Annotated in this window: 23 protein-coding genes; 10 read left to right on the plus strand and 13 right to left on the minus strand. The window is 39.8% G+C overall.

Features of this window, described 5'->3' with window-relative positions:
- Positions 1-84: 84 nt before the first annotated feature.
- The 3 genes from E0H94_RS01540 (at position 85) to E0H94_RS01550 (ending at position 3,030) form a co-directional block, all read left to right on the plus strand.
- Positions 85-1,530, plus strand: coding sequence for a spinster family MFS transporter (locus E0H94_RS01540; RefSeq protein ID WP_171462029.1), 1,446 nt, complete (start codon positions 85-87; stop codon positions 1,528-1,530).
- A 340-nt stretch (positions 1,531-1,870) separates the two neighbouring features.
- Entirely contained in the window at positions 1,871-2,452 is a 582-nt protein-coding gene (locus E0H94_RS01545; protein ID WP_131324809.1) for a helix-turn-helix domain-containing protein, read from the plus strand.
- A 26-nt stretch (positions 2,453-2,478) separates the two neighbouring features.
- A complete protein-coding gene (locus E0H94_RS01550; protein ID WP_131324810.1) occupies positions 2,479-3,030 on the plus strand; it encodes a GNAT family N-acetyltransferase in 552 nt (183 codons plus the stop codon).
- 69 nt (positions 3,031-3,099) lie between these two features.
- On the opposite strand, the gene pobA is transcribed toward E0H94_RS01550, so the two are convergent.
- A complete protein-coding gene (gene pobA / locus E0H94_RS01555) occupies positions 3,100-4,314 on the minus strand; it encodes a 4-hydroxybenzoate 3-monooxygenase (protein WP_131324811.1) in 1,215 nt (404 codons plus the stop codon).
- Between the two features lie 141 nt (positions 4,315-4,455).
- Between pobA and E0H94_RS01560 the strand changes: the two genes are divergently transcribed.
- Complete coding sequence (locus E0H94_RS01560) at positions 4,456-5,271, plus strand: IclR family transcriptional regulator (RefSeq protein WP_131324812.1); 816 nt, start codon at positions 4,456-4,458, stop codon at positions 5,269-5,271.
- Between the two features lie 163 nt (positions 5,272-5,434).
- On the opposite strand, the gene E0H94_RS01565 is transcribed toward E0H94_RS01560, so the two are convergent.
- The 5 genes from E0H94_RS01565 to dsdC form a co-directional block, all read right to left on the minus strand.
- Complete coding sequence (locus E0H94_RS01565; RefSeq protein WP_131324813.1) at positions 5,435-6,034, minus strand: hypothetical protein; 600 nt, start codon at positions 6,032-6,034, stop codon at positions 5,435-5,437.
- Positions 6,035-6,881: 847 nt separating this feature from the next.
- On the minus strand, positions 6,882-7,517 hold the full coding sequence (locus E0H94_RS01570) for a hypothetical protein (protein WP_165495565.1): 636 nt from the start codon (positions 7,515-7,517) through the stop codon (positions 6,882-6,884).
- A complete protein-coding gene (locus tag E0H94_RS01575) occupies positions 7,511-8,200 on the minus strand; it encodes a hypothetical protein (RefSeq protein WP_131324815.1) in 690 nt (229 codons plus the stop codon). The genes E0H94_RS01570 and E0H94_RS01575 overlap by 7 nt, the downstream gene beginning before the upstream one ends.
- Positions 8,201-8,204: 4 nt before the next feature.
- The gene (locus tag E0H94_RS01580) at positions 8,205-10,979 is read right to left on the minus strand and encodes a type VI secretion system Vgr family protein (RefSeq protein WP_131324816.1); all 2,775 of its coding nucleotides are present in this window, start codon (positions 10,977-10,979) and stop codon (positions 8,205-8,207) included.
- A gap of 378 nt (positions 10,980-11,357) precedes the next feature.
- Complete coding sequence (gene dsdC / locus E0H94_RS01585; protein ID WP_131324817.1) at positions 11,358-12,269, minus strand: DNA-binding transcriptional regulator DsdC; 912 nt, start codon at positions 12,267-12,269, stop codon at positions 11,358-11,360.
- A gap of 246 nt (positions 12,270-12,515) precedes the next feature.
- Between dsdC and E0H94_RS01590 the strand changes: the two genes are divergently transcribed.
- Positions 12,516-13,853 (plus strand): D-serine ammonia-lyase, encoded by a 1,338-nt coding sequence (locus tag E0H94_RS01590; protein WP_131324818.1) that lies wholly within the window; start codon positions 12,516-12,518, stop codon positions 13,851-13,853.
- Between the two features lie 469 nt (positions 13,854-14,322).
- Here the strand turns inward: E0H94_RS01590 and E0H94_RS01595 are convergent, their stop codons facing one another.
- Entirely contained in the window at positions 14,323-15,207 is an 885-nt protein-coding gene (locus E0H94_RS01595) for a cation diffusion facilitator family transporter (RefSeq protein WP_131324819.1), read from the minus strand.
- A gap of 19 nt (positions 15,208-15,226) precedes the next feature.
- Positions 15,227-15,736 (minus strand): cytochrome b, encoded by a 510-nt coding sequence (locus E0H94_RS01600; protein WP_131324820.1) that lies wholly within the window; start codon positions 15,734-15,736, stop codon positions 15,227-15,229.
- Between the two features lie 688 nt (positions 15,737-16,424).
- On the opposite strand from E0H94_RS01600, the gene ribA reads away from it, so the two are divergent.
- Positions 16,425-17,027: a GTP cyclohydrolase II gene (ribA, locus tag E0H94_RS01605; protein ID WP_131324821.1), complete on the plus strand. Its 603-nt coding sequence runs from the start codon at positions 16,425-16,427 to the stop codon at positions 17,025-17,027.
- Positions 17,028-17,149: 122 nt separating this feature from the next.
- On the opposite strand, the gene trpA is transcribed toward ribA, so the two are convergent.
- Together trpA and trpB are read right to left on the minus strand one after the other, a co-directional pair.
- Positions 17,150-17,935 (minus strand): tryptophan synthase subunit alpha, encoded by a 786-nt coding sequence (gene trpA, locus E0H94_RS01610; protein ID WP_131324822.1) that lies wholly within the window; start codon positions 17,933-17,935, stop codon positions 17,150-17,152.
- Complete coding sequence (gene trpB, locus E0H94_RS01615; protein ID WP_131324823.1) at positions 17,932-19,143, minus strand: tryptophan synthase subunit beta; 1,212 nt, start codon at positions 19,141-19,143, stop codon at positions 17,932-17,934. Before trpB ends, trpA begins: the two co-directional genes overlap by 4 nt.
- A gap of 100 nt (positions 19,144-19,243) precedes the next feature.
- On the opposite strand from trpB, the gene E0H94_RS01620 reads away from it, so the two are divergent.
- The 4 genes from E0H94_RS01620 (at position 19,244) to E0H94_RS01635 (ending at position 21,991) form a co-directional block, all read left to right on the plus strand.
- Positions 19,244-20,137 (plus strand): LysR substrate-binding domain-containing protein, encoded by an 894-nt coding sequence (locus E0H94_RS01620; protein WP_131324824.1) that lies wholly within the window; start codon positions 19,244-19,246, stop codon positions 20,135-20,137.
- A 113-nt stretch (positions 20,138-20,250) separates the two neighbouring features.
- Positions 20,251-20,823 carry a nuclear transport factor 2 family protein gene (locus E0H94_RS01625; RefSeq protein ID WP_131324825.1) on the plus strand — a complete coding sequence of 191 codons (573 nt, stop codon included), beginning with the start codon at positions 20,251-20,253 and terminating at the stop codon, positions 20,821-20,823.
- Entirely contained in the window at positions 20,799-21,293 is a 495-nt protein-coding gene (locus E0H94_RS01630) for a chalcone isomerase family protein (protein ID WP_131324826.1), read from the plus strand. The genes E0H94_RS01625 and E0H94_RS01630 overlap by 25 nt, the downstream gene beginning before the upstream one ends.
- An 11-nt stretch (positions 21,294-21,304) precedes the next feature.
- A complete protein-coding gene (locus tag E0H94_RS01635; protein ID WP_131324827.1) occupies positions 21,305-21,991 on the plus strand; it encodes a response regulator transcription factor in 687 nt (228 codons plus the stop codon).
- Positions 21,992-22,008: 17 nt separating this feature from the next.
- Here E0H94_RS01635 and E0H94_RS01640 read toward each other — a convergent pair whose 3' ends face one another.
- Genes E0H94_RS01640 through E0H94_RS01650 form a run of 3 tightly spaced genes read right to left on the minus strand, consistent with a single transcriptional unit; the run spans position 22,009 to position 25,204 of the window.
- Positions 22,009-23,331 (minus strand): sensor histidine kinase, encoded by a 1,323-nt coding sequence (locus tag E0H94_RS01640; RefSeq protein WP_131324957.1) that lies wholly within the window; start codon positions 23,329-23,331, stop codon positions 22,009-22,011.
- A gap of 35 nt (positions 23,332-23,366) precedes the next feature.
- Positions 23,367-24,416, minus strand: a complete 1,050-nt coding sequence (locus tag E0H94_RS01645; protein ID WP_131324828.1) for an SAM-dependent methyltransferase — start codon at positions 24,414-24,416, stop codon at positions 23,367-23,369.
- An 8-nt stretch (positions 24,417-24,424) separates the two neighbouring features.
- On the minus strand, positions 24,425-25,204 hold the full coding sequence (locus tag E0H94_RS01650) for a DUF1295 domain-containing protein (protein WP_131324829.1): 780 nt from the start codon (positions 25,202-25,204) through the stop codon (positions 24,425-24,427).
- Positions 25,205-25,227: the final 23 nt, after the last annotated feature.

Here is a 25,227-nt window from a genome sequence, read left to right on the forward strand (position 1 = left end):
ATTAAAAATAAGACGATACACAATAAAAACAAAAATAAATATAAAAGTATCAAATAACCTCAAACAGTCAGCACAGGAAGTTGCGTGATGAACGATAAATCCATCGATATAGAATTGGTTGAAAGGACGATTCAACCAGAAACACAAAATTTTGAACACCACCCAGTTTCAAACCATTCGCCTACGCATGATGAAACGGCACAAACTCGTAGCAGTGCCTACCATTGGTATGTGGTGGTCATTTGTATGGTGGCCTACATTCTTTCTTTTGTAGATCGTCAAATTTTATCCTTGATGATTGAACCGATTAAGCATGACCTAATGCTGAGTGACACCCAATTCAGCTTGTTGCAAGGTTTAGCATTTTCATTGTTCTATGCTGTTATGGGTGTACCGATTGCAGCCCTTGCCGACAAAAAATCTCGGATTAAAATTATTGCAATTGGGATTGCCTTCTGGAGTTTTGCTACGGCGGCCTGTGGTCTAAGCAAGAATTTTCTGCAAATGTTCCTGTCTCGTTTAGGTGTTGGTGCAGGTGAAGCAGCACTTTCTCCAGCCTTCTATTCGATTGTTGCAGACTTATTTCCAAAGGAAAAACTGGGGCGCGCCTTAGGTCTGTATGCGATTGGTGCTTTTATTGGTTCAGGACTTGCCTTTTTAATTGGGGGGTATGTGATTGGTTTACTCAAAAATGTAAACTTGGTAAGTCTACCCTTGATTGGTGAGGTTAAAACATGGCAACTCACTTTTATGCTTGTTGGCTTACCGGGTGTATTATTGGCCTTACTGATGATTCTGACCGTGCGTGAACCTGAACGTAAAGGTTTGAAAATTGATCAAGATGGTCAAGTGCTAAAAGCCTCTTTCAAAAATTCGATTGCCTTCATTAAAACCCATAAAAAAACCTTCTTCTGTCATTTTATCGGCTTCTCTTTTTACACCATGATGCTGTACGCATTACTCGGTTGGGCACCAGCCTTCTATATGCGTAATCATGGCTTAGATGCCAGCCAAACCGGTTATATTCTTGGCACGATTATTTTGGTTGCCAATACCTCAGGCGCATTATTCTGCGGTTGGCTCATCGACTGGTTCTCTAAACGTGGTTATAGCGATGCAGCCATTCGTAGTGGCATGATTGGCTGTGCAGCCTTGATTATACCAAGCGTTTTATTCACCCAAGTTGATAATATGTATCTCTCATTTGCGCTAATTTTTGTGGCAATGTTCTTCTCGACTTTTCCAATTCCAGCCTCAGCAGCAGCAACACAAATGCTCACGCCCAACCAGTTACGTGCCCAAGTTTCCGCCAAGTTCCTTTTGGTGTCAAACTTGATTGCTTTAGGCATTGGAACCACGGCAGTTGCTTTAATTACCGATAAATATTTCCAAAACACCGTGATGGTGGGCAATTCCATTTCAATTGTGAATGCTGTAGCAGGTGTACTCGGTACATTGTTACTATACAAAGGCTGCCAATATTATCGTGACAGTATTCAAGTGGAAAAACAGGCTGAACACGCACAATAACGATGTGACATTCAATCTATACAGCGAAAGGTTTGCCTTTCGCTTTTTTATTTTTTCTCTCCAAATGAAATTTATTTTATCCGTCGTCTTTTAAACCTTCATTCAGCTCGGCATCCCCTGCATCTTCATTCAAAGGAAAAAGGAGCTTTAAATCTCTATTTTATTGACTATTCATAATCATTTTTTAATTGATAAAAGAAATTGATTATGTCGAGACATCAATACCCTATCCCAACTCTACTGCTTGAGAAGATTGATTGTGCATCAGAATGATGGCAATAAATCTAGTATATTAAAATAATTCCAATATACTAGATTAAGACTTTCATCAGGCTCAGGCATGGACATTCATCAACAGATTTCTCAGCGTATTCGTGAACTACGAATGGCACGTGGTTATACCTTAGAAGAACTTGCTGCACGTAGTGAAGTTAGCCGCGCCATGATTTCCATGATTGAACGTGCTACAGCCAACCCGACTGCGGTGGTGTTGGATAAACTTGCGAATGGATTGGATGTTTCGCTTGCCAGTTTATTTACAGGCACGAAAGCACCTACGCCTTTTAATCCACTTTTACGCCATGCGGAGCAACCTGTTTGGCAAGATCCTGAATCCGCATATATCCGTCGTAGTCTCACGCCTCAGGGAGAGGCTTCATCCACACAATTGGTCGAAGTACTTTTTCCAGCACAGGGACGGGTCACCTATGATGTGCCACAACGTAATCACAGCATTCAACAGCAAATTTGGATCATTGCAGGACAATTGGATATTCAGTTGGGTGAACAAACTTATCAATTGAATCAGGGTGATTGTCTTGCCATCTGTTTAGACCGTCCAATTATTTTTAGCAATCCTAAAGCGGAACCTTGTCATTATATTTTGGCGATTGAAGCTACTAAAAGCTCAATAAACACATAAACTTTTCACCCTGCTTGGAGTTGCATATGTCGCAAAGTGAAGCCTCAGCAACCGAATTCGAACTCATTGACTGTAATGAAGCTGCGCATGCAGTTGCCATTCTAGACATTCTAAATGAAGCGATACTGAATTCCACCGCTCTATATGACTATCAGCCACGCACACTACAAAGTATGCAAACATGGTTTGCCACCAAACGGCAGCATGGTTTCCCTGTGCTTGGCATCATCAACCCGACTGGGGAATTACTCGGTTTTGCGACATGGGGAACCTTTAGAGCCTTTCCCGCCTATAAATATACGGTTGAGCACAGTGTATATATTCATCATGCACATCGTGGTTGTGGACTGAGTAAAATCTTGATGCAAGCCCTAATTGAAAAAGCACAACAGCAACAATTGCATGTGATCGTGGGCTGTATCGATGCCGACAATGCTGCCAGCATTCAATTACATCAAAAGCTCGGTTTTACCCATTCAGGCACGATTCAACAGGCAGGGTTTAAATTTGGGCGTTGGTTAGATGCCGCATTTTACCAACTGACGCTTACGACCCCGCTACATCCTCAGGATGGTTAAACTCAATTCCATCTCTTTAAAAATAAAAAAGAGAGCATTGTGCTCTCTTTTTAGAATAGAAAAAACGGTTTAACTGGCTTGCTGAAATTCACTTAAATGCTTAATTTCATAGGGCAAACCCACATAATTTTCTGCCAATGTGGTTTGTCCTGCCAATGAACCGAGGATATAGCTCAATTCAGCCTGTTTAATCTTATGATCAAACTCGCTTTCGGTTTCAAAGCGATGCAATAAATGGGTCATCCACCAAGAAAAGCGTTCTGCTTTCCACACCCGTTGCAAACATTTTTCCGAATATTCATCAATGCCCTGCTCGGAACCTTCTAAGTAATACTGAATTAAGGCACTGGATAAATAGGCAATATCTGATGCTGCTAGATTTAAACCTTTCGCGCCTGTCGGTGGGACAATATGCGCGGCATCGCCTGCCAAGAACAGTTTGCCAAAGCGCATCGGTTCAGTTACAAAGCTACGTAGTGGTGCAATGCTTTTTTCAATCGATGGCCCTGTGACGAGTTTTTCCCGACTTTCAGGGTCTAGGCGGTTTTTCAATTCATCCCAAAACTGTTCATCAGACCAATTATCAACATGATCGGTCAATGGCACTTGTAAATAGTAACGGCTGCGCGTTTCTGAACGCATACTGCACAAAGCAAAGCCACGCTCCGACTGTACATAAATCAATTCATCGGACACAGGCGGTACATCGGCCAGCACACCCAACCAGCCAAAAGGATAGACTTTTTCAAAGGTTTTAATCTTATCTTCAGGCACACTGGCACGACACACGCCATGAAAACCATCGCAGCCTGCAATAAAATCACACTCAATTTGATACGACTGGTTTTGATATTCAAAATTCACTTTCGGCTGCATATAAAAATCATCAATCTGCACATTGTGTGCTTCATAATATGAGCTCAAACCCGCTTGCTCACGAGCATGCATTAAATCTTTGGTGACTTCAGTTTGACCATACACGGTCACTTGCTTACCGCCTGTCAGTGCAGCTAAATCCAGTCGGTGCTTCTGTCCTTGGGTCAGAATTTCAATCCCTGAATGCGGTAAACCATGCGCCTTGAGATTTTGATCGACACCTGCTTCGGTCAACAAATCCACCGAAACCTGTTCCAAAATTCCTGCGCGGATACGCGATGACACATAGTCAGCACTGCGCTGTTCAATAATGACATGCTCAATTCCTGCTTTATAGAGCAACTGCCCCAGTAATAACCCTGCGGGACCTGAACCAATAATTGCCACTTTGGTTTTTACAATTTCCATGCTGTTCATCCTTGTTCGTTCCTTGTTTTAGATTACGCCGGGATGTTTTTTTGAGCTATATCGCCATATTGAAATTGACCGTATATCATTAGAGTTGTCCGTATATCGGACAAAAGTCATTCATTTTTCAGGATAAGCCGTATGGAAGCTCAGCAGAACAAAGTCATACATCCACATTCACAAGACGTCATACTTCAAGCCGACTACATTGCAGGTTTAGCCAAAGGCTTACATATTTTGGAGGCCTTCGGAGTCGATCGACAACGCCTGAATGTGACCCAAGTGGCTGAACGCACAGGTATCAGCCGTACTGCGGCTAGACGGCATTTAAAAACCTTGAAATTTTTAGGTTATTTGGAAACCGATGAACATTATTTTTGGTTAACCCCGCGAGTCTTACGTTTTTCCAGTGCGTATTTAAGTTCAGCACATCTGCCTAAAGTGGCCCAATCTTTACTGAATTTACTGTGTGCACAGACATCTCTAACCTTTTCCATGGTGGTTTTAGATGAACATGAAGTGGTGCCGATTGCCCGAAGCTATCTACCACAACAAGATCAGTTTCGGGTTAATCCGTATGGTATGCATTTGGGCAATCGCCTGCCTGCCCATGCCACTTCAACAGGTAAAGTTTTACTAGCCGCTTTATCTACAGAAGCACAACACGCTTGGGTAGAAAAATACGGGCTAAAACGCTTAACCCCGCTCACCATTACCGATAAAAATCAATTCTATGCCGAACTCGATAAAGTGGCTTTATCGGATTATTGCCTGTCGAAAGAAGAACATGAATTAGGCATTATTGCACTTGCTGTACCCGTATTAAATGCACAAGGTCAGACCATTGCCGCCATTAATTGTATGTCGCAAAGTAACCGCACCAGTGAAGAGTATTTAATTCAGCAAGTTTTACCGTTGTTGAGACATGCGGCAAATGAATTGCGGGGCTTAATTTAAAACACCCTCAGACTTAAGCCCTACTCAGACAACTCAATATTGGACCTTTAATTTAGCAAATGTAACTGAACAAATAGCACCTATGTATGCAGCATAAAAAAAGCCACGGCAATTGCATGGCTTTTTTTCAATTTTATGAGATAAAAATAAGTGCTATACCCGCTTATTTCACAGGAATCATAAGATGTTGATAAGGGGTTCCTGACCACATGATATAAGGAACTGTGGTATCAGGTTGAGCACTTTTCGGATACATATCATAAAAACTTTGTGATGCACCTACAATCATGACATGCGGACCTGTTTCCACCCAATGATTGTTTGCGGTTGGTTTAGTGGCATAGGGGTCGACATTGCTCGCGTCAGTCCCTCCCATAAGCATGTACATAAAACCAATTTTACCTTCTACTGGTTTTTTATGACCAATCCAAGCTTCTGCCCATGCTAATGCAGCGGGGTCCATACACATGGGGTCTGGGCCAGGTGTTGCAGGATTATCGGGCATGCAGGTAAAGTTATTTTTTCCTTTACGCAAAACACGCATTTTTCCATTGGCATCCATTACCACGATAGTCGCTTCTGCACTGACATTCATTGGTGCCGCACTCATAGCACTCATCATCGCTTTTTTATCATTCGCGGAATGCGAGCTATGCATTGCCATCATGTCCATACCAGAACCGTTGTGATCATCCATAGCGAAAGTCATGGAGGACAATAAAGAAATACATCCAGCAGTTATTAAAAATTTGAGGAAATTCATGGCATATCCTCCGATTTTGAGGTTAGATGGGTAATGCCAACATACGTTCTGCACTACACTTGCCATAGCTTTTAAAAATGGAATGAAACTCAAGATTATCATTCTTGTCATGTCTATTTTTTAACCACAACAAGACAAAGTCAATATCATGGATACCTTATATTACAAAACAAAAGTTTAGATAAAAATCAGTACTATGGTACTTCACTCAATTCATTCCGTGTTTCTTTTTGCTTTATATAATTTTCGGAATTTTGTATGACTAATAATACTACTACACAAACAAGCCAATTATTAATCTTGGAAAGCATCGGCTTAAGCAGGATTCGAGCTAATTAGAAAATCTTTTTCGGATAAATCTAGCTCCCTTAAACTACTAAAAAATTCTTGATCATACGCATCTTTTTTTTTGGTCAGTTATATTGTTATCAGACATTGCGATTTCTCCATTAGATTGATATTTCTGTCCATGATTAGTCGACTTATCACAACCAATCAATAAAATACTAGTCCCAAAAACATACAGATATTTTTTACCATGTGACAGGATCCTGATCATTAGCTGTTGGAAGAAAACTATCTATTAACTTCTTTGGGTCTTCTTTTGTATATTTTATAGGATTAGGTGGGAATACTTTATATGGTACCTCTATTTTTTTAAATCATCAAAAAGCCGATAAGGAGTAACTGCTTTAATATATACATAATAAGTTCCCGTTTTCCCTTTATCTTTTGGCAACTCAGGTATATAAGGTCTTAATATCTGTAGCATTGTTTCTGCACATGTATTATTTGTTATTCCGCTATATACGATTCTGCCTTTGGAATGTTTATGTAACAAAGCCGTTTAGTCTAAAAATATTCTAAAAATATAAAATTCTTTTGGTGGAGCATTATCAATATTATCTTTTCCATAAACTTCATATTTAAATTTTCCATCTGTTAACTGGTATTCAAATATTTGATTTGAATCATCTGGAAGTTCTTTTTTGATAACTTTTAAACCTAGTTGATCTAAAGTATTTAATTTATATTCTTTTAAAATTAAAGCTCCAGCGCTTGGATAGTCTATGCTAATATAAATTAGTTTATTATTTTCTTTTTCATATTTTAAATTAACTTCAATTTCAGGATAATTAGGAATATTTGCATAATTATACGAAACTTCAGGATCGTTAAAGTCCTTACTATACATTATTTCCTTCTTTCCTAAAACGGGATCAATTTCTTTAAAATCAGCTTTATTCGCTGTTTCAATTACGTATTTTGCAATTAATAAAAAGTCTTCTTCAGAAATTTGAAAATTTTCTAAACTTCTTAAAAACTGTTCATCAGCAATATTTTTTTCTTCCTTTGTCATTTGAACTTCAGACACGTTATGTTCCTCTTTGGTACTATTCATATTCTCTTTCATATGAGAAGGTTGGCTACAGGCCAATAAAAACAAGCTTATCGCTAAACTAAAAGTAATTTTATTTACCATATTACGGCATCCCTTTGATTTTTTTTAGGTAAATATGGATCTATTAATTTTTTTAGGTCTTCTTTGGTATAATATTTTTCACCAATTCGATAAATCTTATATGGTGTTCCTGCTTTTTTTAAGTCATCAAAAAGCCAATAAGGAGTCACTGCTCTAATATATACAGAATAAGTTCCTGTTTTTCCTTTACCTTTTGGCAATTCAGGTATATAAGGTCTTAATACCTGTAGCATTGTTTCTGCACATGTATCATTTGTTATTCCGCTATATACGATTCTGCCTTCCTTAGAAAAAATACTACCGTTTGTAATTAAGTTTCGCCATGAATTAGTTTCCTCAATAAGTTTCTCTGCTTTGACTTTAGTTAAATTATACTTAAAAGCATAGACCATGTTTTTCATCGTACAATCCGCGGTAGCAGGCCCTATTGCAGCGGCAGCAGCAGAACTAGGTCCAAAACTGAGTACAGACTGAATAATTCCATTTTTTACAATATAATGTAATGCATGCCCTGGTTCAGCAATAGGATTATGAGCTGTCGAACCATCTTGAGTTTTTATTAAAGCTTTTTCAGGATGTGAAGCATCAATCATAATAACAACATAATAATTATCTACTTTAACTTCCGTTATTGGCTTATTGGGTTTAGTTACTCCCTTACCATCGGGTTTTATACCAGCCATTCAATTACCTCTTTATTTCTTTTAATTTTTCTTCAGCTTCTTGTCCTAAATAGACTTGCATCCCTTCTGATTCAGGTCGATATATCCTTTTGGTATAACCTTCTTCATCTGTTTTACCCTCATAATAAACACCGCTTTTAGTGACAGCTAAATAATTCATATTTTTTAATATTTTATTGTCTGAATCTTTAATTAAGAACTTTTGGCTAAATTCTTGTAGAATAGGTAATTTAAATTCTGGATAGGCTTTTTGCTCGCCACGCTTAAACTGGTGCTGACCGGCTTTCACTTCAAATAATGAACCTGTCGCATTACGAATCCCTGCACCACTGATTTCAATCCGTGATCCACCTGATTCCAATACAATTTTTTTATTGGCTCTTATAATGACTTCACTTTCGGTGGAAATAATTTGGACACCTTTCCTCGCAACAATATCAAGTTGATCATTTTGTGCTTGTAACTCAATTTTTCCTTTTCCTGCAAATAACCGTGCTCCTGCTTCTGCTGCAAACAAGCTGATTTTATCTTGTGCATGCAAAATAAAATTATGATTTGTACTTTGGTTGATACTCTTATTTGCATATTGATTAATTTGCCCATCAGCTGAGATATGAATATCTTCAGATGTAGATAATCCTATGCTGTTGGGGGAACTCATTAACATAATGGCTTTTTTAAATCTACCTATATCTTTTTCAATCTGCTCAAAAAACACCTTTAATTGCTCAAATGACTCAATTTCATCTGTTTTTTGATTTTTTGCAATTGAGCTTAAAGTTTTAGCATTATTAAAATTACCTTCTAGCTGAGATCTCCCTTCATGTGCATCCAGATGTTCGCCCTGAGCCTGATCTTGTTTATATGTGGAAAGAAGTAATCCTTCTCCTGCTCTGAGCGCTCCCCATTGGTCAGTACGGAGTTCAAAACCTTCGCCACGGTCTTCACTTTCTTCGGTGGATTTGGGATGACTCAGTTTACCTAAGTTGAGTTGACTTGCCGCATGGCTGCTTTGCAACTGGGCACTAATTTGACCCGTGGTGTCATCAAATCGCAACTGGTTAAAGCCCTCTCCCTGATATTCTTTCGATTTAATGCCTGCTAGTTTCTTGGTATCAGGCAGTTGTCCTGCATTATCGAATTTTGTAGGAGAACGCTGTGCTTCATGAATACGCCCCACCACAAAAGGACGATCTATGTCTCCTTGAAAGAAGTCAATGACTACTATTTCCCCGATACGCGGCAAGAAACGTGCCCCGTAGCCTTCCCCTGCCCATGGGGTCAGTACATCCACCCAAGCAGAGTCCGTATCGTTATCATTGCTGCCTGCACCACCATCATGTGTATGATCTTCATTTCTTGTGAATAAAAAGCGGACTTTGATGCGCCCCCATTCATCGACATGAATTTCCTCACCATTCGGGCCTACCACTTGAGCGCGTTGCGGGTTGGCAGCTGGGCGATGCTGCTCGGGATGATAAGCTGGCACAGTTTTAACATGTCGACGTTGTAAGCGAAGCAGATTGCCTTGGCGCTGTTCACTTGCAATGCTGCTCAGTGTAGACGTGAATTGCCAATGACTTTGTTGGAGAAGTTGCTCCAATTGTTGGTTTAAATCTTTAGGTAGGTTATTTTGGCTATAAAAGGTTTTTTCGGTAATGAGAAATTCTTTGTCTGCACCACTGTGTTGATTAACTTCAGGATGATCTTGCAGTTCAAACCAGTAACCCACATGAGCATCTCGCACCGTAGACTGGGCACAGAAATGCTTGGCTTGTGTATTGTAATAGTCCGACAGTTGCTGGTTAAATTGTTCCAGTTGTGGATTGCCCGATGCTGTTGCACCATCCTCCCCATTCAGGTCTTGCATCCATGCAGGTGAAAAATGCCATGCTTGCTCTAGCCCTAAACTCGCAACATCATACTGCTCACTCTGCTGATGTTTGCTTTGCACACTGCCTGCACCATCATCTTGGGTCAGTGCATCAGCTTGCCAGCGCTGAACATGCACTGCTGTGGGCTGTAACTGGCGTTGTGCCTGCCAATCGATAATGCTATCTACAGCTTGAACGGCACTGCTCTGATGAAAGCGGATAAGACGTCGTGGCAGAGCTTGGTAGTGCTGGTTATCATCAATTAAGCGTAGCTTTTGTGCTTGAATCGGTTGGTGAATTTGAGCAAGCAGCGTTTGGGCTTCATCAATCAGCCAGCTAATCCCTTCACTTCTGAGGAGACGAGTTAAAAAATCATAATCACTTTCATTGCTTTGCATAATGAAAGGTCGAATGTCGTACTCTCGGCTCAGCCCTGCTAAATCAAGACTCAGACTTGCTGCAAACAGCGGACTTTTTTGTTGCCACTCTTGGAACAGAATGTTGACCACATCCACCACATTTTTATTCATAAACACACGACTGTTACGGCGTTGTTTCCATAATGAGGTCGGGTCTTCAAGCGTGAGGCGATACAAGGTCAGTGCACCATCGTTTGCCCCAGCTTGAGCTTGGGTGATGATCCCTGTGATACGGCTCAATTGTCCTGTGTCAGTCACTTGGTCTATAGCGACCTGACAACCAATAAACTGTTTTAGCGGAATAAATGCATGTGTCGACAAGCAAATTAAACTGGCGGTTAAGCCTTGATTTAAGCCATGCGTCCCGTCTATTCGCTGTAAATAGACCTGCTGATTCAGCAACGCATTGGCAAACTGGATATGCAATACACGCTTTTGTGTAGTGAATTCCAGCTGTTCAAAAGCAGCATAAATATGATTCAACATAATGTTTTTAATAAATATAAAGTGAATGTCGTAATTATAAAGTTTGCCGTATAGTATAAAAATTTAGCGTTTTTGACCAGTACCAAGCTGAATTTTATGGCACTTTATGACATAAATTGACAATATGGAAAGAAAATTATGCAGCATTACTCACGTTACAGATGGATGGCTCTGTGATTGAAAATGCTTTGAGTATTCAACTCCAAAAAATATTTAATATAAATAAAAATCAATATGATAAGTTTAATTTGTTTCTTAAACCTCTCTCCAAATTCTGAGATATTTCACAAACTACTAATCAACAGAATATTCCATCTAATTCGGGCTTTCTATGTTTACAAAATTATTTCACTTCAAACACATAGCATTATTCAAAAATCAGGCCTGTGCTTTTAACCACGTCACAAAAGCATCAACTTTAGGCAACATCCGACCTTTCGGCAAAGCAAGGTAATAATGCTGCTCACATGTCAAAGACATTTCAGAAAATGGCATGATCAATACCCCACTTTCAAGGTCTTGTTGCACTAACCTTTTTCGCCCCATGCAAATGCCCAAATGCTGTTTTGCAGCCAAAAGCGCCAAATCTGAACGGTCAAACTGCATCCCCTTTGACGTATTCAGTTCTACTGCAAAATGAGTCGCCCAACTCTGCCACTCTTCAGTTCCCGTACCGTTCTGCCATGCTTGGCTGTCATGCAACAAAGTACAATCTTTTAAATGCTGTTCGTGACCCATTAAATTCATTTTTTTCGCATATTCTGAACTGCAAACAGGTACGATGTGTTCATCCATCAAATACTGATAATTCAGATTCGCTGATGGCCGATGGTCAAAATAAATCGCCAGATCAATGCCTGTGCGTTGAAAATTCACCATCTCATTGCCTGTTAAAATTGACAGTTCAATTAATGGATATTGTTGAATAAAATCCTCTAATTTAGGAATCAGCCAACATTGAGTAATCGAGGGTCGTGCATAGATGGTGAGAGAACCCGCCAAAGCCTGATTTTGAATCGCTTTTATTTCAGTACTTAAATGATCAAAAGATAGTTGCAAAGCCGCCAGTAGTCTGTGCCCTGCATGGCTCAAGACCACCTTACGATGCAACCGTTCAAATAATTGAATGTTGAGTTCTTTTTCAAGCAAATTGATTTGATGGCTGACAGCACTCGGTGTCAAACATAACTCAGCGGCTGCCGTGGCAAATGATTCGTATCTTGCAGCAACTTCAAAAGTATAAAGTTTGGATAACTGAAAGCCTGTTAGATTGTTATAGAACATGCTCATTTGTTTTATCTCTATTCATGGCACTCATCTTGATATTGAAATTAAGCATAGGCTTTGACTTAAAATCAATTCATCTCAATATGTTTTCTTTAATACTAAAGCGCATTACAGATGAATTATTTTCACGAATACATCAAATATCATCATTTGACCCAGTGTAGTAAATGCATTGAAATAAGCTCACAGTTGTTGCATTACCACTGAATATTTCTGTTTTTAGCCTGCAAAACCTATATGAGCCATCACATGAATCCTCAACAGATCCAGCAACTCACTAAACAGTACCCCATCGTTAAAACATTGATCGAACTGAAAGAAACCATTTGGTTTAATCCTCATTTCACAACACTAGAAGAAGGATTGCCTTATGTTGGACTGAATCAAGTAAACATTGATGATGCACGTGACCGTTTAGCTCGCTTTGCGCCCTATCTAATGACGGCATTTCCAGAAACTGCGCTAAGTCATGGCATTATTGAATCTGAACTGGTATCAATTCCAGAGATGCAACAACAATTAGAAGCACAATACGGACAAAAAATTGAAGGAACGCTGTGGCTTAAAAAAGACAGCCATTTACCTATTTCTGGCTCTATTAAAGCCCGTGGAGGTATTTATGAAGTGCTCTATTTTGCTGAGAAATTAGCACTGGATGCAGGTTTACTGACCCTGCAAGATGACTATGCCAAATTAAACGCCTCTGAATTTAAAAAGTTTTTCAATCAATACAGTATTGCGGTCGGATCAACAGGAAATTTAGGGCTATCGATTGGCATCATCAGTGCACAATTGGGTTTTAATGTGACTGTGCATATGTCGGCAGATGCTCGGCAATGGAAAAAAGACAAATTGCGTGCACATGGCGTCACTGTAATTGAATACACAGAAGATTATGGTGTTGCGGTCGAAGCCGGACGCAAAGCAGCACTGACAAATCCAAACTGCTATTTTATTGATGACGAGAACTCCAAAAACCTGTTTTTAGGCTATGCCGTCGCAGGGGAACGCTTAAAGCAGCAATTACAACAACGTGATATTCAAGTCGATCAAGAACATCCTTTATTTGTCTACTTACCTTGTGGTGTCGGTGGTGGTCCTGGTGGAGTTGCCTTTGGTTTAAAAATGGCATTTGGTGATCATGTTCATTGCTTTTTTGCCGAACCAACGCATTCTCCCTGCATGTTATTGGGCATTGCCACAGGCTTGCATGATCAAATTTCAGTACAAGAGATCGGGATCGACAACATCACCGATGCAGATGGACTCGCTGTCGGTCGTGCTTCTGGTTTTGTCGGTCATGCGATGCAACGTTTATTGGATGGTCTTTATACCTTGGACGATCAAACCCTGTATCAATTGCTCGGAATGCTCAATCAAGCCGAAGCACTGCAACTCGAACCTTCAGCTTTGGCAGGCATGTTGGGACCTGTGCTCATTTGCAAACATCCTGAATATGCGGCAATGCATCATTTCACGCCACAACAATTGCAGAATGCCAATCATATTGTTTGGGGCACGGGGGGTGGCATGGTACCCAAGGAAGAGATGACCAATTATTTAACCAAAGCAGCCATAGCGAATTAAGTTTTTTCTAAAAATTCATGCCAAGAATCTAGAAATACGCCTCCTGCACATATGCCGAAGGCGTGTTTCCACATTCGGTTCAAGCTAAATTAAGCACAATCAATCACTGCGCGATTTAAATATCTTTGACAAAATGCTGAATCAAATTTAACACTTCGATTGCTTTTTCTTGATGCGGGAAATCACCACCGTCCTTTAAAATTTATAGTTCAGTCTCGTCCGCTGCCAAATCAACAATAAAAAATAAGTGGTGACCCATGATTCAATCTCCCACTGCATAAGATCATTTTATTCATCTAAGCACAATCCAGCTAAGTTGCTTAGTAGCTCATTCATTTAAGGAAAAGATGGCTCGTTCAAGGGGAAAATTGAAGCCGATAAATGCCTGACGCATCATCAATAAATCTTTTAAAATTTAGGCATCTTGAATCTTATTTATTCTTGATGCCTATTTAGGTCCACTTTCAAATTATATCGGGTCAATGTGAGTGACCACATCAATCACATTATGTTTTTTGAGAACTTCATTTCTGGCATCGACTGCAATTTTGTGCCCTTCTCTTACACTTTGCTCGCCACTGACTTCCAAATGAACATCCACAATAATCATGTCACCCATTTTACGGGTTCTGAGTTGATGTAAACCCAATATGCCCTCTTTATTCAATAAGGTCTCTTTTATAGCCGCTATTTCATCTTCATTTGCCGACTTGTCCATCAAATCATGTAAGCCCGTCCAGCTAAATTCGAAACCCATTTTGGCAATCATCAAACCGACAATTAAAGCCGCAATTGGATCAAGAATCGGATATCCCGCAAGATTGCCAATAATCCCTAATGCCACAACAAAAGAAGAGGCTGCATCTGAACGTGCATGCCATGCATTCGCAATCAATAAACTCGATTTTACTTTTTTGGCAACAAACATCATATAGCGGAACAAAAGTTCCTTACAGATCAATGCCATAATCGCAATCCAAAGCGCCATGCTATGCACTTGGGGAATTTGCTCGGGATGAAGAATTTTATGTGTTGCCGTCCATAACATGCCTATCCCAACGAACAGTAAAATTAAACCAAGTACAAAAGATGCGGCATTTTCAAAACGAAGATAACCATAGGGATGAACATCATCTGGCGCTTTTTGACTATGACGATTTGCAGCCAAGACAATAAAGTCGGCGACTAAGTCACTTAACGTATGAATACCATCCGCAACTAAACCTTGTGATTTAGAAAAAAGACCAATCCATATCTGACCAATCGACAAGAAAATATTAACAGCAACACTTACCCATGTTGACTTTGAAGCAGCTTTTGCCCTCAACTCAAGATCAATATTTGATTCCAGCATAATCTTTTAAGCTCTTGGTTCATTTTTTAAAATAAAGCATACTTTTCAAAACATTATCTTTAAATACATAATGATGAATTAATGCAGCCAATGCATGAAAGCCGATCAATACCATGAAAGAATTTCCTAGAAATTCATGGACTTCACCAATTATTTCAACATCCCATGAATTACTGATTAAGGGTAAACTGATTGCAAACAACTGATAACTCTCCGTTAAACCAGATAAAGTCACCCAACCCAACACAGGAATTAAAAATAACAGTGAATAAAGCGTGTACTTCACCATCAAAAATAAAGTTCGTTGATATTTACTCCTTGGTTTATTCAGTGGAATATCTTTTCGATAAATAGAAATTATTATAATTCTGATCAAAAATAACAGAAATACGGATATCCCAGCAAAAACATGGAGTTCTCCAGTTTTTAAATGTACGGTTGGGTCTCCTCCAGTGGTATAAGCCAACACGACAAGAAAGAGCGTCAGCCAATGGATGATCATTATGGGCAAAGGATATTTATTTTTCATAACAACCCCTAAATTCAAAAATATAAATAGATTTTAATACATTATAAAAAGGACCTTAAATCTAAATTAATTTATGAAAACATTTTTAAAATCAAATACTAAAATCAAGAATATTTCGTATCAAAATAAAAAAAATCATTCTCAATTTCATTTATTTTAGATTCAGAGATAAACAAAAGACCCGACTAAATTTTAAATATTTTTATTTGATTAGGTTTAATTTAAAAATATTTTATGCATAGATTTTATGGCGTAAAAGTCAAAAACCAAACGTGAGCATCGTTCTCCTTTTAAGTACAGTTAGAGATGAAATCTAGCACATCCTCTTTTTGAGTGTGATTCAGCCAATGTTCTAAACGCTGAAAGTTATGAAGCATTGATATCAAAGCAATGCGTGATATAGCAAAAAAGGATAGATACTTGAATTTAAGTAGACGCATCGGTGTACCTATGTTCGCTGTTTAGGCTTATGCATATGAGAATGATGATTAGCGCAGTACGAAAAGAATAGGTTTATTCAACAAAGCTGTTTCACATAAAATTCACTGTCTAATGAATATTATTAAATTGAAAGTTTAATCACCTCACGAACTAAGCAAACACTTCATAAATTGAACACGTGTCTAAACCTGTTTAAGTTTAATTCAGCGTATTTTTATCTATTATCAAGATATAGGTGGATGATCCAATGGCTATAGAATTTGTTTCCAAATCAAAGTTACCTACTGCATTTGGCGATTTTGAAATTATAGCATTTCAAGATCAAAGGACTGGTGAAGAACATATCGCTCTTACTAAAGGGATGAATGCTGCTCCCAATCAACCTGTACTGGTCAGAATACATTCAGAGTGCTTAACAGGTGATGCTTTTGGATCACTCAAATGTGATTGTGGTCCACAATTACACTCAACCATGAAAATGATTCATGATGCAGGTCAAGGTGTCATTTTATACCTGCGCCAAGAAGGCCGTGGCATAGGACTAACCAATAAAATTCGTGCCTACGCACTTCAAGACCAAGGACATGATACCCTTGATGCCAATTTATTATTAAACCTGCCAGCAGATGCTCGCAAGTATGATATGTGTACCATTATGCTTGATTATTTACAAATAAAAGACGTCAAGTTAATTACCAATAATCCATTTAAAATTAAATCTTTAACTGATTTAGGAATTAATGTTGTTGAACGTATTCCTTTAAAAGTTGGTTTAAATAGCTTTAATAAGAATTATCTCGAAACAAAGCAAAAACGCATGTCACATCTATATGATAATAGTGATTTTTAAAAAGCGATCACTTTCAGAAAAAAATCAACATACAAAGTTCCATCTCCCTTACGGGAGACGGTTGTATCACATATGGTTCTTGTAAAATTAACTTAAAAAATTGTGATTAAAGAAACAGGATATTATTTATTTTCTTTAAGTATTTGCGAAAAAACTGTGACCTTTTCTAAAGTCGCATTCATCCCCTTATTAAAAAAAGTATCGACGAGCGCTGAACCGATAACAATCAGATCTACTTTATTGGCTAAAGCTTTAACATGACTTTCATTTTTGATCCCAAAACCAATTGCAACAGGAATCTTAAAAATAGGTTTAATTTCAGCAATCTTTTTCTCAAGATTAGACAGATTGAAGTCTCCTCCTGTTAAGCCATTTTCTGCAACATGATATAAAAAACCTGTCGCACGCGCTGAAATTTGCTCTAACCTTTCAACTGGGGTAGTCGGTGCTGTCATTGCAATGAAATGCATATTTTTTTCATTTAATTGCACTTCAAAGTTTTCTCGATACCCATATGGAGCATCTAAAATCAATATTCCGTCTATAAGATTTTCTGTTTCGGCGACAAGTGTCTCGAAACCATATTGCATAATCGGATTTAAATAAGTCATGAAAATTATCGGTGTCTGGTCATCATGCAGCCTGATTGCTTTTACCAACTCAATGGTCTGTTTTACCGTTTGACCTGCACTTAATGCTCTAAGATGTGCTGCCTGAATAATCTCTCCGTCTGCCACTGGATCAGAAAATGGAATGCCGACTTCAATAATGTCAGCTCCAGCTTGACCTAATTGACTTAACAGACGACAACTTTCTGTAAAGTTAGGATCCCCAGCAGTAAAATAACAGACCAGACCGCTTCGATTTTCCAGTTTCAATTGCTCTAATTTTTGATCTAGACGGTTCATGCTGTAGCTCCTGCAAGATATTTTTTGACCGTGTTTAAGTCTTTGTCACCTCTGCCGCTTAAATTGACGATAATGCTCTGTTCTGGCTGCATTTCTTGAGCAAGTTGAATCGCATACGCAATCGCATGAGAACTCTCAAGAGCAGGAATAATACCCTCCTGTTGGCTTAAAAGCTGAAACGCATTTACAGCTTCTTGATCAGTTATAGCCGTATATGTCACACGTCCTGTTTCAAACAGAAGACCATGCTCAGGGCCAACGCCAGGGTAATCTAAGCCAGCTGATATAGAATGCCCCTCTAAAATCTGCCCATCTAAATCTTGTAATAAATAGGTTAAATTGCCATGCAGCACACCGACTTGACCTTTGCAAATAGAGGCGGCATGTTCACCAGTATGTGTTCCTTTTCCACCCGCCTCAACGCCAAACATTTTGACATTCGGATCTTGTAGAAAAGGATGCATCAACCCTAATGCATTTGATCCGCCACCAACGCAAGCAACTAAAGCATCAGGCAGTTTATTTTCTTTGAGGAGTATTTGGTTTCTGGCTTCTAAACCAATAATTTTCTGAAATTCTCTGACCATAATCGGATATGGATGAGGGCCTGCACCCGTACCCAACAGATAATAGGTTGTATCAACATGACTAATCCAGTCACGTAACGCTTCATTCATGGCATCTTTTAAAGTCCCACGACCTTTTTGAACACTTTGGACTTCAGCTCCGAGTAATTTCATGCGTTCAACATTCATTTGTTGGCGCTGAATATCTGTTTCTCCCATAAAAATGGTACATTTCATCTTAAACAGTGCGCAAACCGTTGCTGTTGCAACACCATGTTGTCCAGCACCAGTTTCTGCAATGATTCTGGTTTTCCCCATAAATTTGGCTAATAAGATTTGCCCAACACAATTATTGATCTTATGCGCACCCGTATGGTTCAAATCTTCCCGCTTGAGATATATTCGAGCACCTCCCGCATAAGCTGTTAGGTTTTTTGCATAAAAAAGAGGACTAGGACGACCAACAAAATCTGTTAAAATCTGTTGATATTCAGCCCAAAATTCAGGTTTTTGCCGAACAATATTGAAGGCTTGTTCTAATTCTTGAAGTGCTGGCATCAAGCTCTCTGGCATATAGCATCCGCCAAATTTACCAAAAAATCCCAAGTCATCAGGACCATTACCTGTATAAGGGGTTGTCATCTCATATCTCTTGCTGTATCTATTTTTTTCATCTTAAAATATTTTCATTTTTCTGATAATTGATATATTTTGAGCTTATGGTGTTAGAAAATTTTACAACATGAAACGCAGAACACTCCCTCCCCTTAATGCTTTAAAAGCATTTGAAGCAGTCGCTAGAAATAAAAGTTTCAGCTTAGCTGCGGAAGAATTGTGTGTCACCCATAGTGCGATTAGCCACCAAATAAAGCAGTTAGAAGAATGGTTAGATAAAAAATTGTTTATTCGGCATTCCTCTACCATTTCTCTGACAACGGATGCAGAAGAATTATCTCGAGTTTGTACGCATCTTTTTAATCGTTTAGAACAATGCGTCTTTGAGTTAACTAATAAAACATCAGAAGTAGAAGTTGTCATAGGCGCTTCTCATAGTTTTATGGCAAATTGGCTGATTCCCCGATTAGAAAAGCTCGAAGTCATCTATCCCAATATCCATATCAAATTAATGACATGTAATGACTTAAAATTGTTAGAAAAAGAGAAAGTTGACATATTTATCAATAGCATCAGTGAGAATCATATACTTCCCAACTTTTTGAATAAATATCTTTTATTTCCCGATAACATGGGGCCTGTTTGTAATCGTGAAATAAATCCCCTTCATACAAAAAATGATCTTTTAAATTATCCATTACTTCATACCCACTCAAATAAAAGTGCATGGCATACATGGTTTGATCAGTCCAAGATTCACTTTTCCCCAAAAGCGAATGATCGTTATTTTGATAGTCTCAATTTAATGATAGAGGCGGCTGTGTCAGGCTTAGGAATTGCGATAGCACCTCAAATTTTAGTAGAAAAAGAAATACTAAATGGAAGAGTCATTGCCCCTTTTGGTTTTATCTATTGTGACTATAATTTTTATGCCATAGTCAGAAAAAATAATGAGAATCCTGATGTCATGAATATCATTGATTGGTTAATGGCTGAGGAAAAAAGAGAAAGTGAAATTTAATCCTTGATCACCAAAATTCTATTCAATGCACTGTCTTTAGCGTCTATCTTCACATTCTGTTCACTCTAGCCTATCTAAAGTGTGAGAATAAACGGTGAAGATGGACAGTGAACATGAATCAACTCAAAACGTTAATGGCAATTGCCTTATCCTTACCAGTGCTTTTCCTGTCAGGATGTAAAAGTGTTCCTCGTTATTCCTCTGATTATGCAAATGCCAGAGCGAGTATTCAGGGAATACCCTTAGATGATGCAAAAGCACTAGAAATCGGCACTCGCTTCACTTCGGCATTTAATACCTTGGGTACCCCTCAATTCGTTGAAAACGCTGGAGCACTGTATGCAGATCAGCTTTTTATTAACGATACTCTGTCGCAATTTTCATCGCGTAAAAAACTGCTTGAACATTTTCAAGGTATGAACCAGCGAGTGAGTAATGTCACTGTCAGCCTATTAAATACTTCATATCATCAAGACTCTGCCTATGTGCATTGGCATATGGTTTATGATTTTAAAATGTTCGGCAAAACGCGAACGATGGATTCGTTTGGCATCAGTGAAATAAAGGTCAACCAAAACCATAAGATTATTTTCCAACAAGATTTCTGGGATCCGGCCAATGGTCTGTATCGTTCTTTGCCCTATGTAGGAGGAACCTATTCATGGGTACTGCCTTTCAAAAAGTAGCCATAACCACTGTAGTGATGCTCGGGAGTTTTGGTTTCGCGCATGCGCAGAGCTTAAATAAATGTGGTAATGGCCCACTAATGGTGGGACAAAAACAGGTCGGTGTGGCCAGTTACTTTGCACAAAACTGTAATCAGCCTTGGCAAGGCCAAAACATACAGATGGATTTTACCTATACACAGAATATTCCAGAATGGGCATTCAAACGTGCGGCCACACATCTACTTCAACGTAATATCAAAGATCAAAAAATTCAGGCTGTTTTCAATCCAATCTCCGATTTGTATCGTCCAGTGAAGTCAGGAGATCTATACCAACTAAAATATAGCCATGCCACACACACATTAAGCCTATACTTAAATCAGAAAATGCAGGGACAACTCCAGAACCCGCTGGCGCAGCAATATTTTAATATATGGCTAGGTCCTCAGCCATTTAGTGCTAAATTAAAACAGCAATTAATAAAGTAGTCCCTACAGTTATGTCTAAACATTTTATTTTGATGGTCGAAGATCATTACGAACTGGCATCTACCTTATGCGAGTTTCTAGAAGAGCATGGTTTTGTGGTCGATCATGCTCGAAACCTAAATGCTGCGCGCCAATTGCTCAAACAGCAACGCTATCATATTTTACTTTTAGATATTAACTTGCCTGATGGTTCGGGTTATGAACTATGTGAATGGCTACGAAATAAAGAAGGTATGGACCTCCCTGTGCTGATGCTCACCGCACGCGATACGCTGAATGACAAACTCAAAGGGTTCAATTCAGGAACGGATGATTATCTAGTCAAGCCGTTTGACTTTAATGAGCTGGTGGTTCGAGTCAAAGCTTTGATCAAGCGTTCACTGGGTGAAGTATCCTCTGGCCGTCTGCAAATTCATGATCTGATTCTGGACCCTGCAACACAGCAATTGACTCGTGCTGGACAAACCATTGAACTGCCCCCTATTCAATTCAAACTGCTCAAACTACTGATGCGTCATTCACCTAAAGTTCTGACTAAACAGGAAATTATGATAGAACTTTGGGGAGATGAAGAGCCTGAAAGCGATGCCTTGCGTAGTCATATTTATAATTTGCGTAAAATGGTCGACAAGCCTTTTGAAAAAAAGCTAATTCATACCATATCTGGTGTAGGGTTAAAGATCACTTTAGAAGCTTAAGTTTTCGAAGCCGAGCTTTAATTTAAATATACGACGACAATCAATCCAGTCGTCATCGCCAGATCAACATCTTGATGGGTACTGAGATAATACTGCCGATCAAACAGCTCCACCCGCCAGCCCAGCTGCTTGCACAACTTCTGTACCAATTGCAGTCCAATGCCATGACCTTTAATCTCTAATTGCAATTGCTGCCCCGACAGTTCTTGCACCTTGGAGTTATTCGGTAAAGGAATGCCAATACCATTATCTGCAATCAATACGGTATTTTTTTGCAGAATCACATCAATTTCTGTGCCTTGTGAATAATTCAGTGCATTGCGCAAAATATTGCCAAATACCATTTTGGTCATCGACGGGTAAAGTTTACGTGGCTGTTCGTTTAGATCTTTTTGAAAATTTATCCGCATGCCTTTGTTATGGCTAACACTATCCAGATCCTGAACTAGATTTTCCAGACATTCTGAAAGCAGAGTCGGTTCAGCGGTTAAAGTATTGGTGGCATTGCGGGCGATAGCCAGTAGTGTGTCAACTAATAGTTGCATGTCTTCAATGGTGTTGTGCAAACGAGTAAATGATTTATTGTCCCCATAGCGTGCCTGACATAGCTGTACATTGCCTTTTAGAATGGTCAGCGGGGTACGTAGTTCATGACTGACATCACCAGTAAATTCACGTTCACGCTGAATAAACTCGCTTAATACCTGATGATATTTTTCTAGCGCCTGCTTGAGATATTCCGCTTCCAGATTTGAATCAGTCCGGATGTCATGAAACGGTGAAGCCTGATTTTTATAATCTTCCCAATCAATATGTTCCAGTGCGTTGGCAAGTCTGGTAATGGGAGAAAAATAGCGCCGAGCACGGCGATTCCACCACCACAGCACACTATAAAGCACAAACAAGCTGACCATCAGTGGTGCCAGACCAAACAGCCAGACCAGTTTATTGACATTACTTTCACCAAAGACCAACAGCACATGCTGCCCGTCTTTTTCACCATACACGGTCATGCGTTCCTTGCCATCGACAAAATGCCGATTCACCCCTTGCTCAAGTTGCATATGCTGAAATTGGGAGGGTGGCATAGTGTTCCAGCGGTAACCATACAGGTTTTTGGTGTCGGGCAATTCTGCGGTAGGATTGCGTTCCAGTCGCTGCCAGTAGTGTGACATTTCTTGTTCTAGCGCGGTTCTGAGCAAAGACCCTTTAATCACCCAAGCACTGAAGCCAATCCCAATCACCACAGACAGGGCAATGAATCCGATTTGCAGCCAGTAGTAGCGGTTAAACACCTCACCCAGAGGATGATCACGTTTGTCCCTAAACAGCTTTAACATTGATGCATTCCCCGCTGGCCCATCCCACTGTTCAATTATACGGCTTTCTTCTTCAACAGAAAGTGACCAATGACCCACTCGCGTCCATGTTCATAACCAAACAGCTCGGCACAAGCCATAAAGAAAATCCGCCAACGCTGCCACCAGATTGCGGCATCCGCACCATAGGTTTGTTCAAACAAGGGCTTTAGCTCGGCCTGTTTACCATCCATATTTTCTAGCCAAGCGTTTGCGGTACGTTCATACTGCGTACCCGCCCATTGCCAATGCTGTTCTAACTGCAAATGCTGCTGAAAATGTAGAAAAGTTGAGGCTGCCGGCATCAAACCGCCACTGAAGAAATATTGCGACATCCAGTCAAACTCATTTTTGACTTCAAACGGATAATGCAAGAAACGATGACAGAAAATATGACACCACAATAAGCCATCTGGTTTGAGCCAGAGACTGATATTTTCAAACAGTTTTTGATAGTTGCGCACATGCTCAAACATCTCCACCGAAACCACACGATCAAATGATGCAGGTTCAAGTTGTAACACATTGACATCACAAGTGATCACATTCAGGTTATCCAGTTTTTTTAAACGGGCTTGTTCCTGAATATACTGACGCTGCGTTGAAGAATTTGACACGACTGTAATACGGGCCGTTGGATAATGCTCGGCCATATACAGACTTAAAGAACCCCAACCGCAGCCAATTTCCAGAATATCCTGCCCATCTTTCAGTTGCGCTCGTTGGCAGTAGCAAGCAAGAGCAGCTTCTTCGGCTTGATCTAGCGTCGTATCGGCATGTTCAAATAGACTCGCGCTATATTTTAGGCGCTTACCGAGTACTGCCTGAAAAAATGCGGTCGGTAGTTCATAGTGCTGTTCATTGGCTTTGTCTGTCTCAATGGCAATTTCGCTGTTTTTCAGCATGCTCAGCACATCCATATAGCGCTGCGCTGCCAGTGCTGGGTCAAAGCGACCTTCTTGTGCCAGACGTTTTTTGCTTAAAGTACGAATACCAGCCCGAATCACTGGGTCGGGTACTTTGCCACTTTCGATCAGTTCTAAGGTTTTTTGAATCATAAAGTCCATGTATTTACCTACTCTTTGGGTGGCCACGGAATAAACATTGAAGTTCGTCGTTGATAGTCTTTATAGTTGTCACCACGATGGGTCAGTGCCTGTTTTTCACTAAAAGGAATCCCCGTAAGGTAGTACAGGAATAGCCACATCAGCAGCGGATAAATCCATAATTCATAGCTTCCTGCTGCCAGACCGAGCACTGGATAGGCAAACCAATGCAACCATTCAAAAAAATAATTCGGATGGCGCGAGTATTTCCACAAACCCTGATCCATGGTTTTACCTTGATTCTGTGGATCTCGCTTAAAACGGTAAAGTTGCTGATCGGCAGTGCTTTCGCCTATCAAAGCCGATAGCATGATCATGCCCGCCACAATCACAGTGACCGAAGTCCAGTCATTCCATTGCTCGGTCGAGATACTTAACAATGTCAGCATTGGATAAGAAAACAGTAGAGCCAAACCTGCCTGAAATATAAAAAACACCAGAAAACCGAGATGCTGATAACCTCCCATCGCTCGGCGCATGTTGGCATAACGCGTGTCTTCTTGGGTTTCGTTGGCATAGCGCCGTAACAGATGCCAAGTCAGCCGGGAAAACCAGATCCCACTCGCCAGTCCTAGAAATAACCGAACCAACAGCGGCGCACTGTCAATCGCCCAAGCTGCAACAATCACATTGAGGGCAATACTGAAACTCCAAGCGACATCGACCAGCCCTGCTCTGCGGTTATAGGTCACCAACACCCAGCTACAGAGCATGATGAAGACATTGAGCAAAAATAAATCTAGCAGCATGTCGCCCTCCGGTTTTATCTGTG

The sequence above is a fragment of the Acinetobacter sp. ANC 4173 genome, assembly GCF_004331255.1.
Taxonomy (GTDB): Bacteria; Pseudomonadota; Gammaproteobacteria; order Pseudomonadales; family Moraxellaceae; genus Acinetobacter.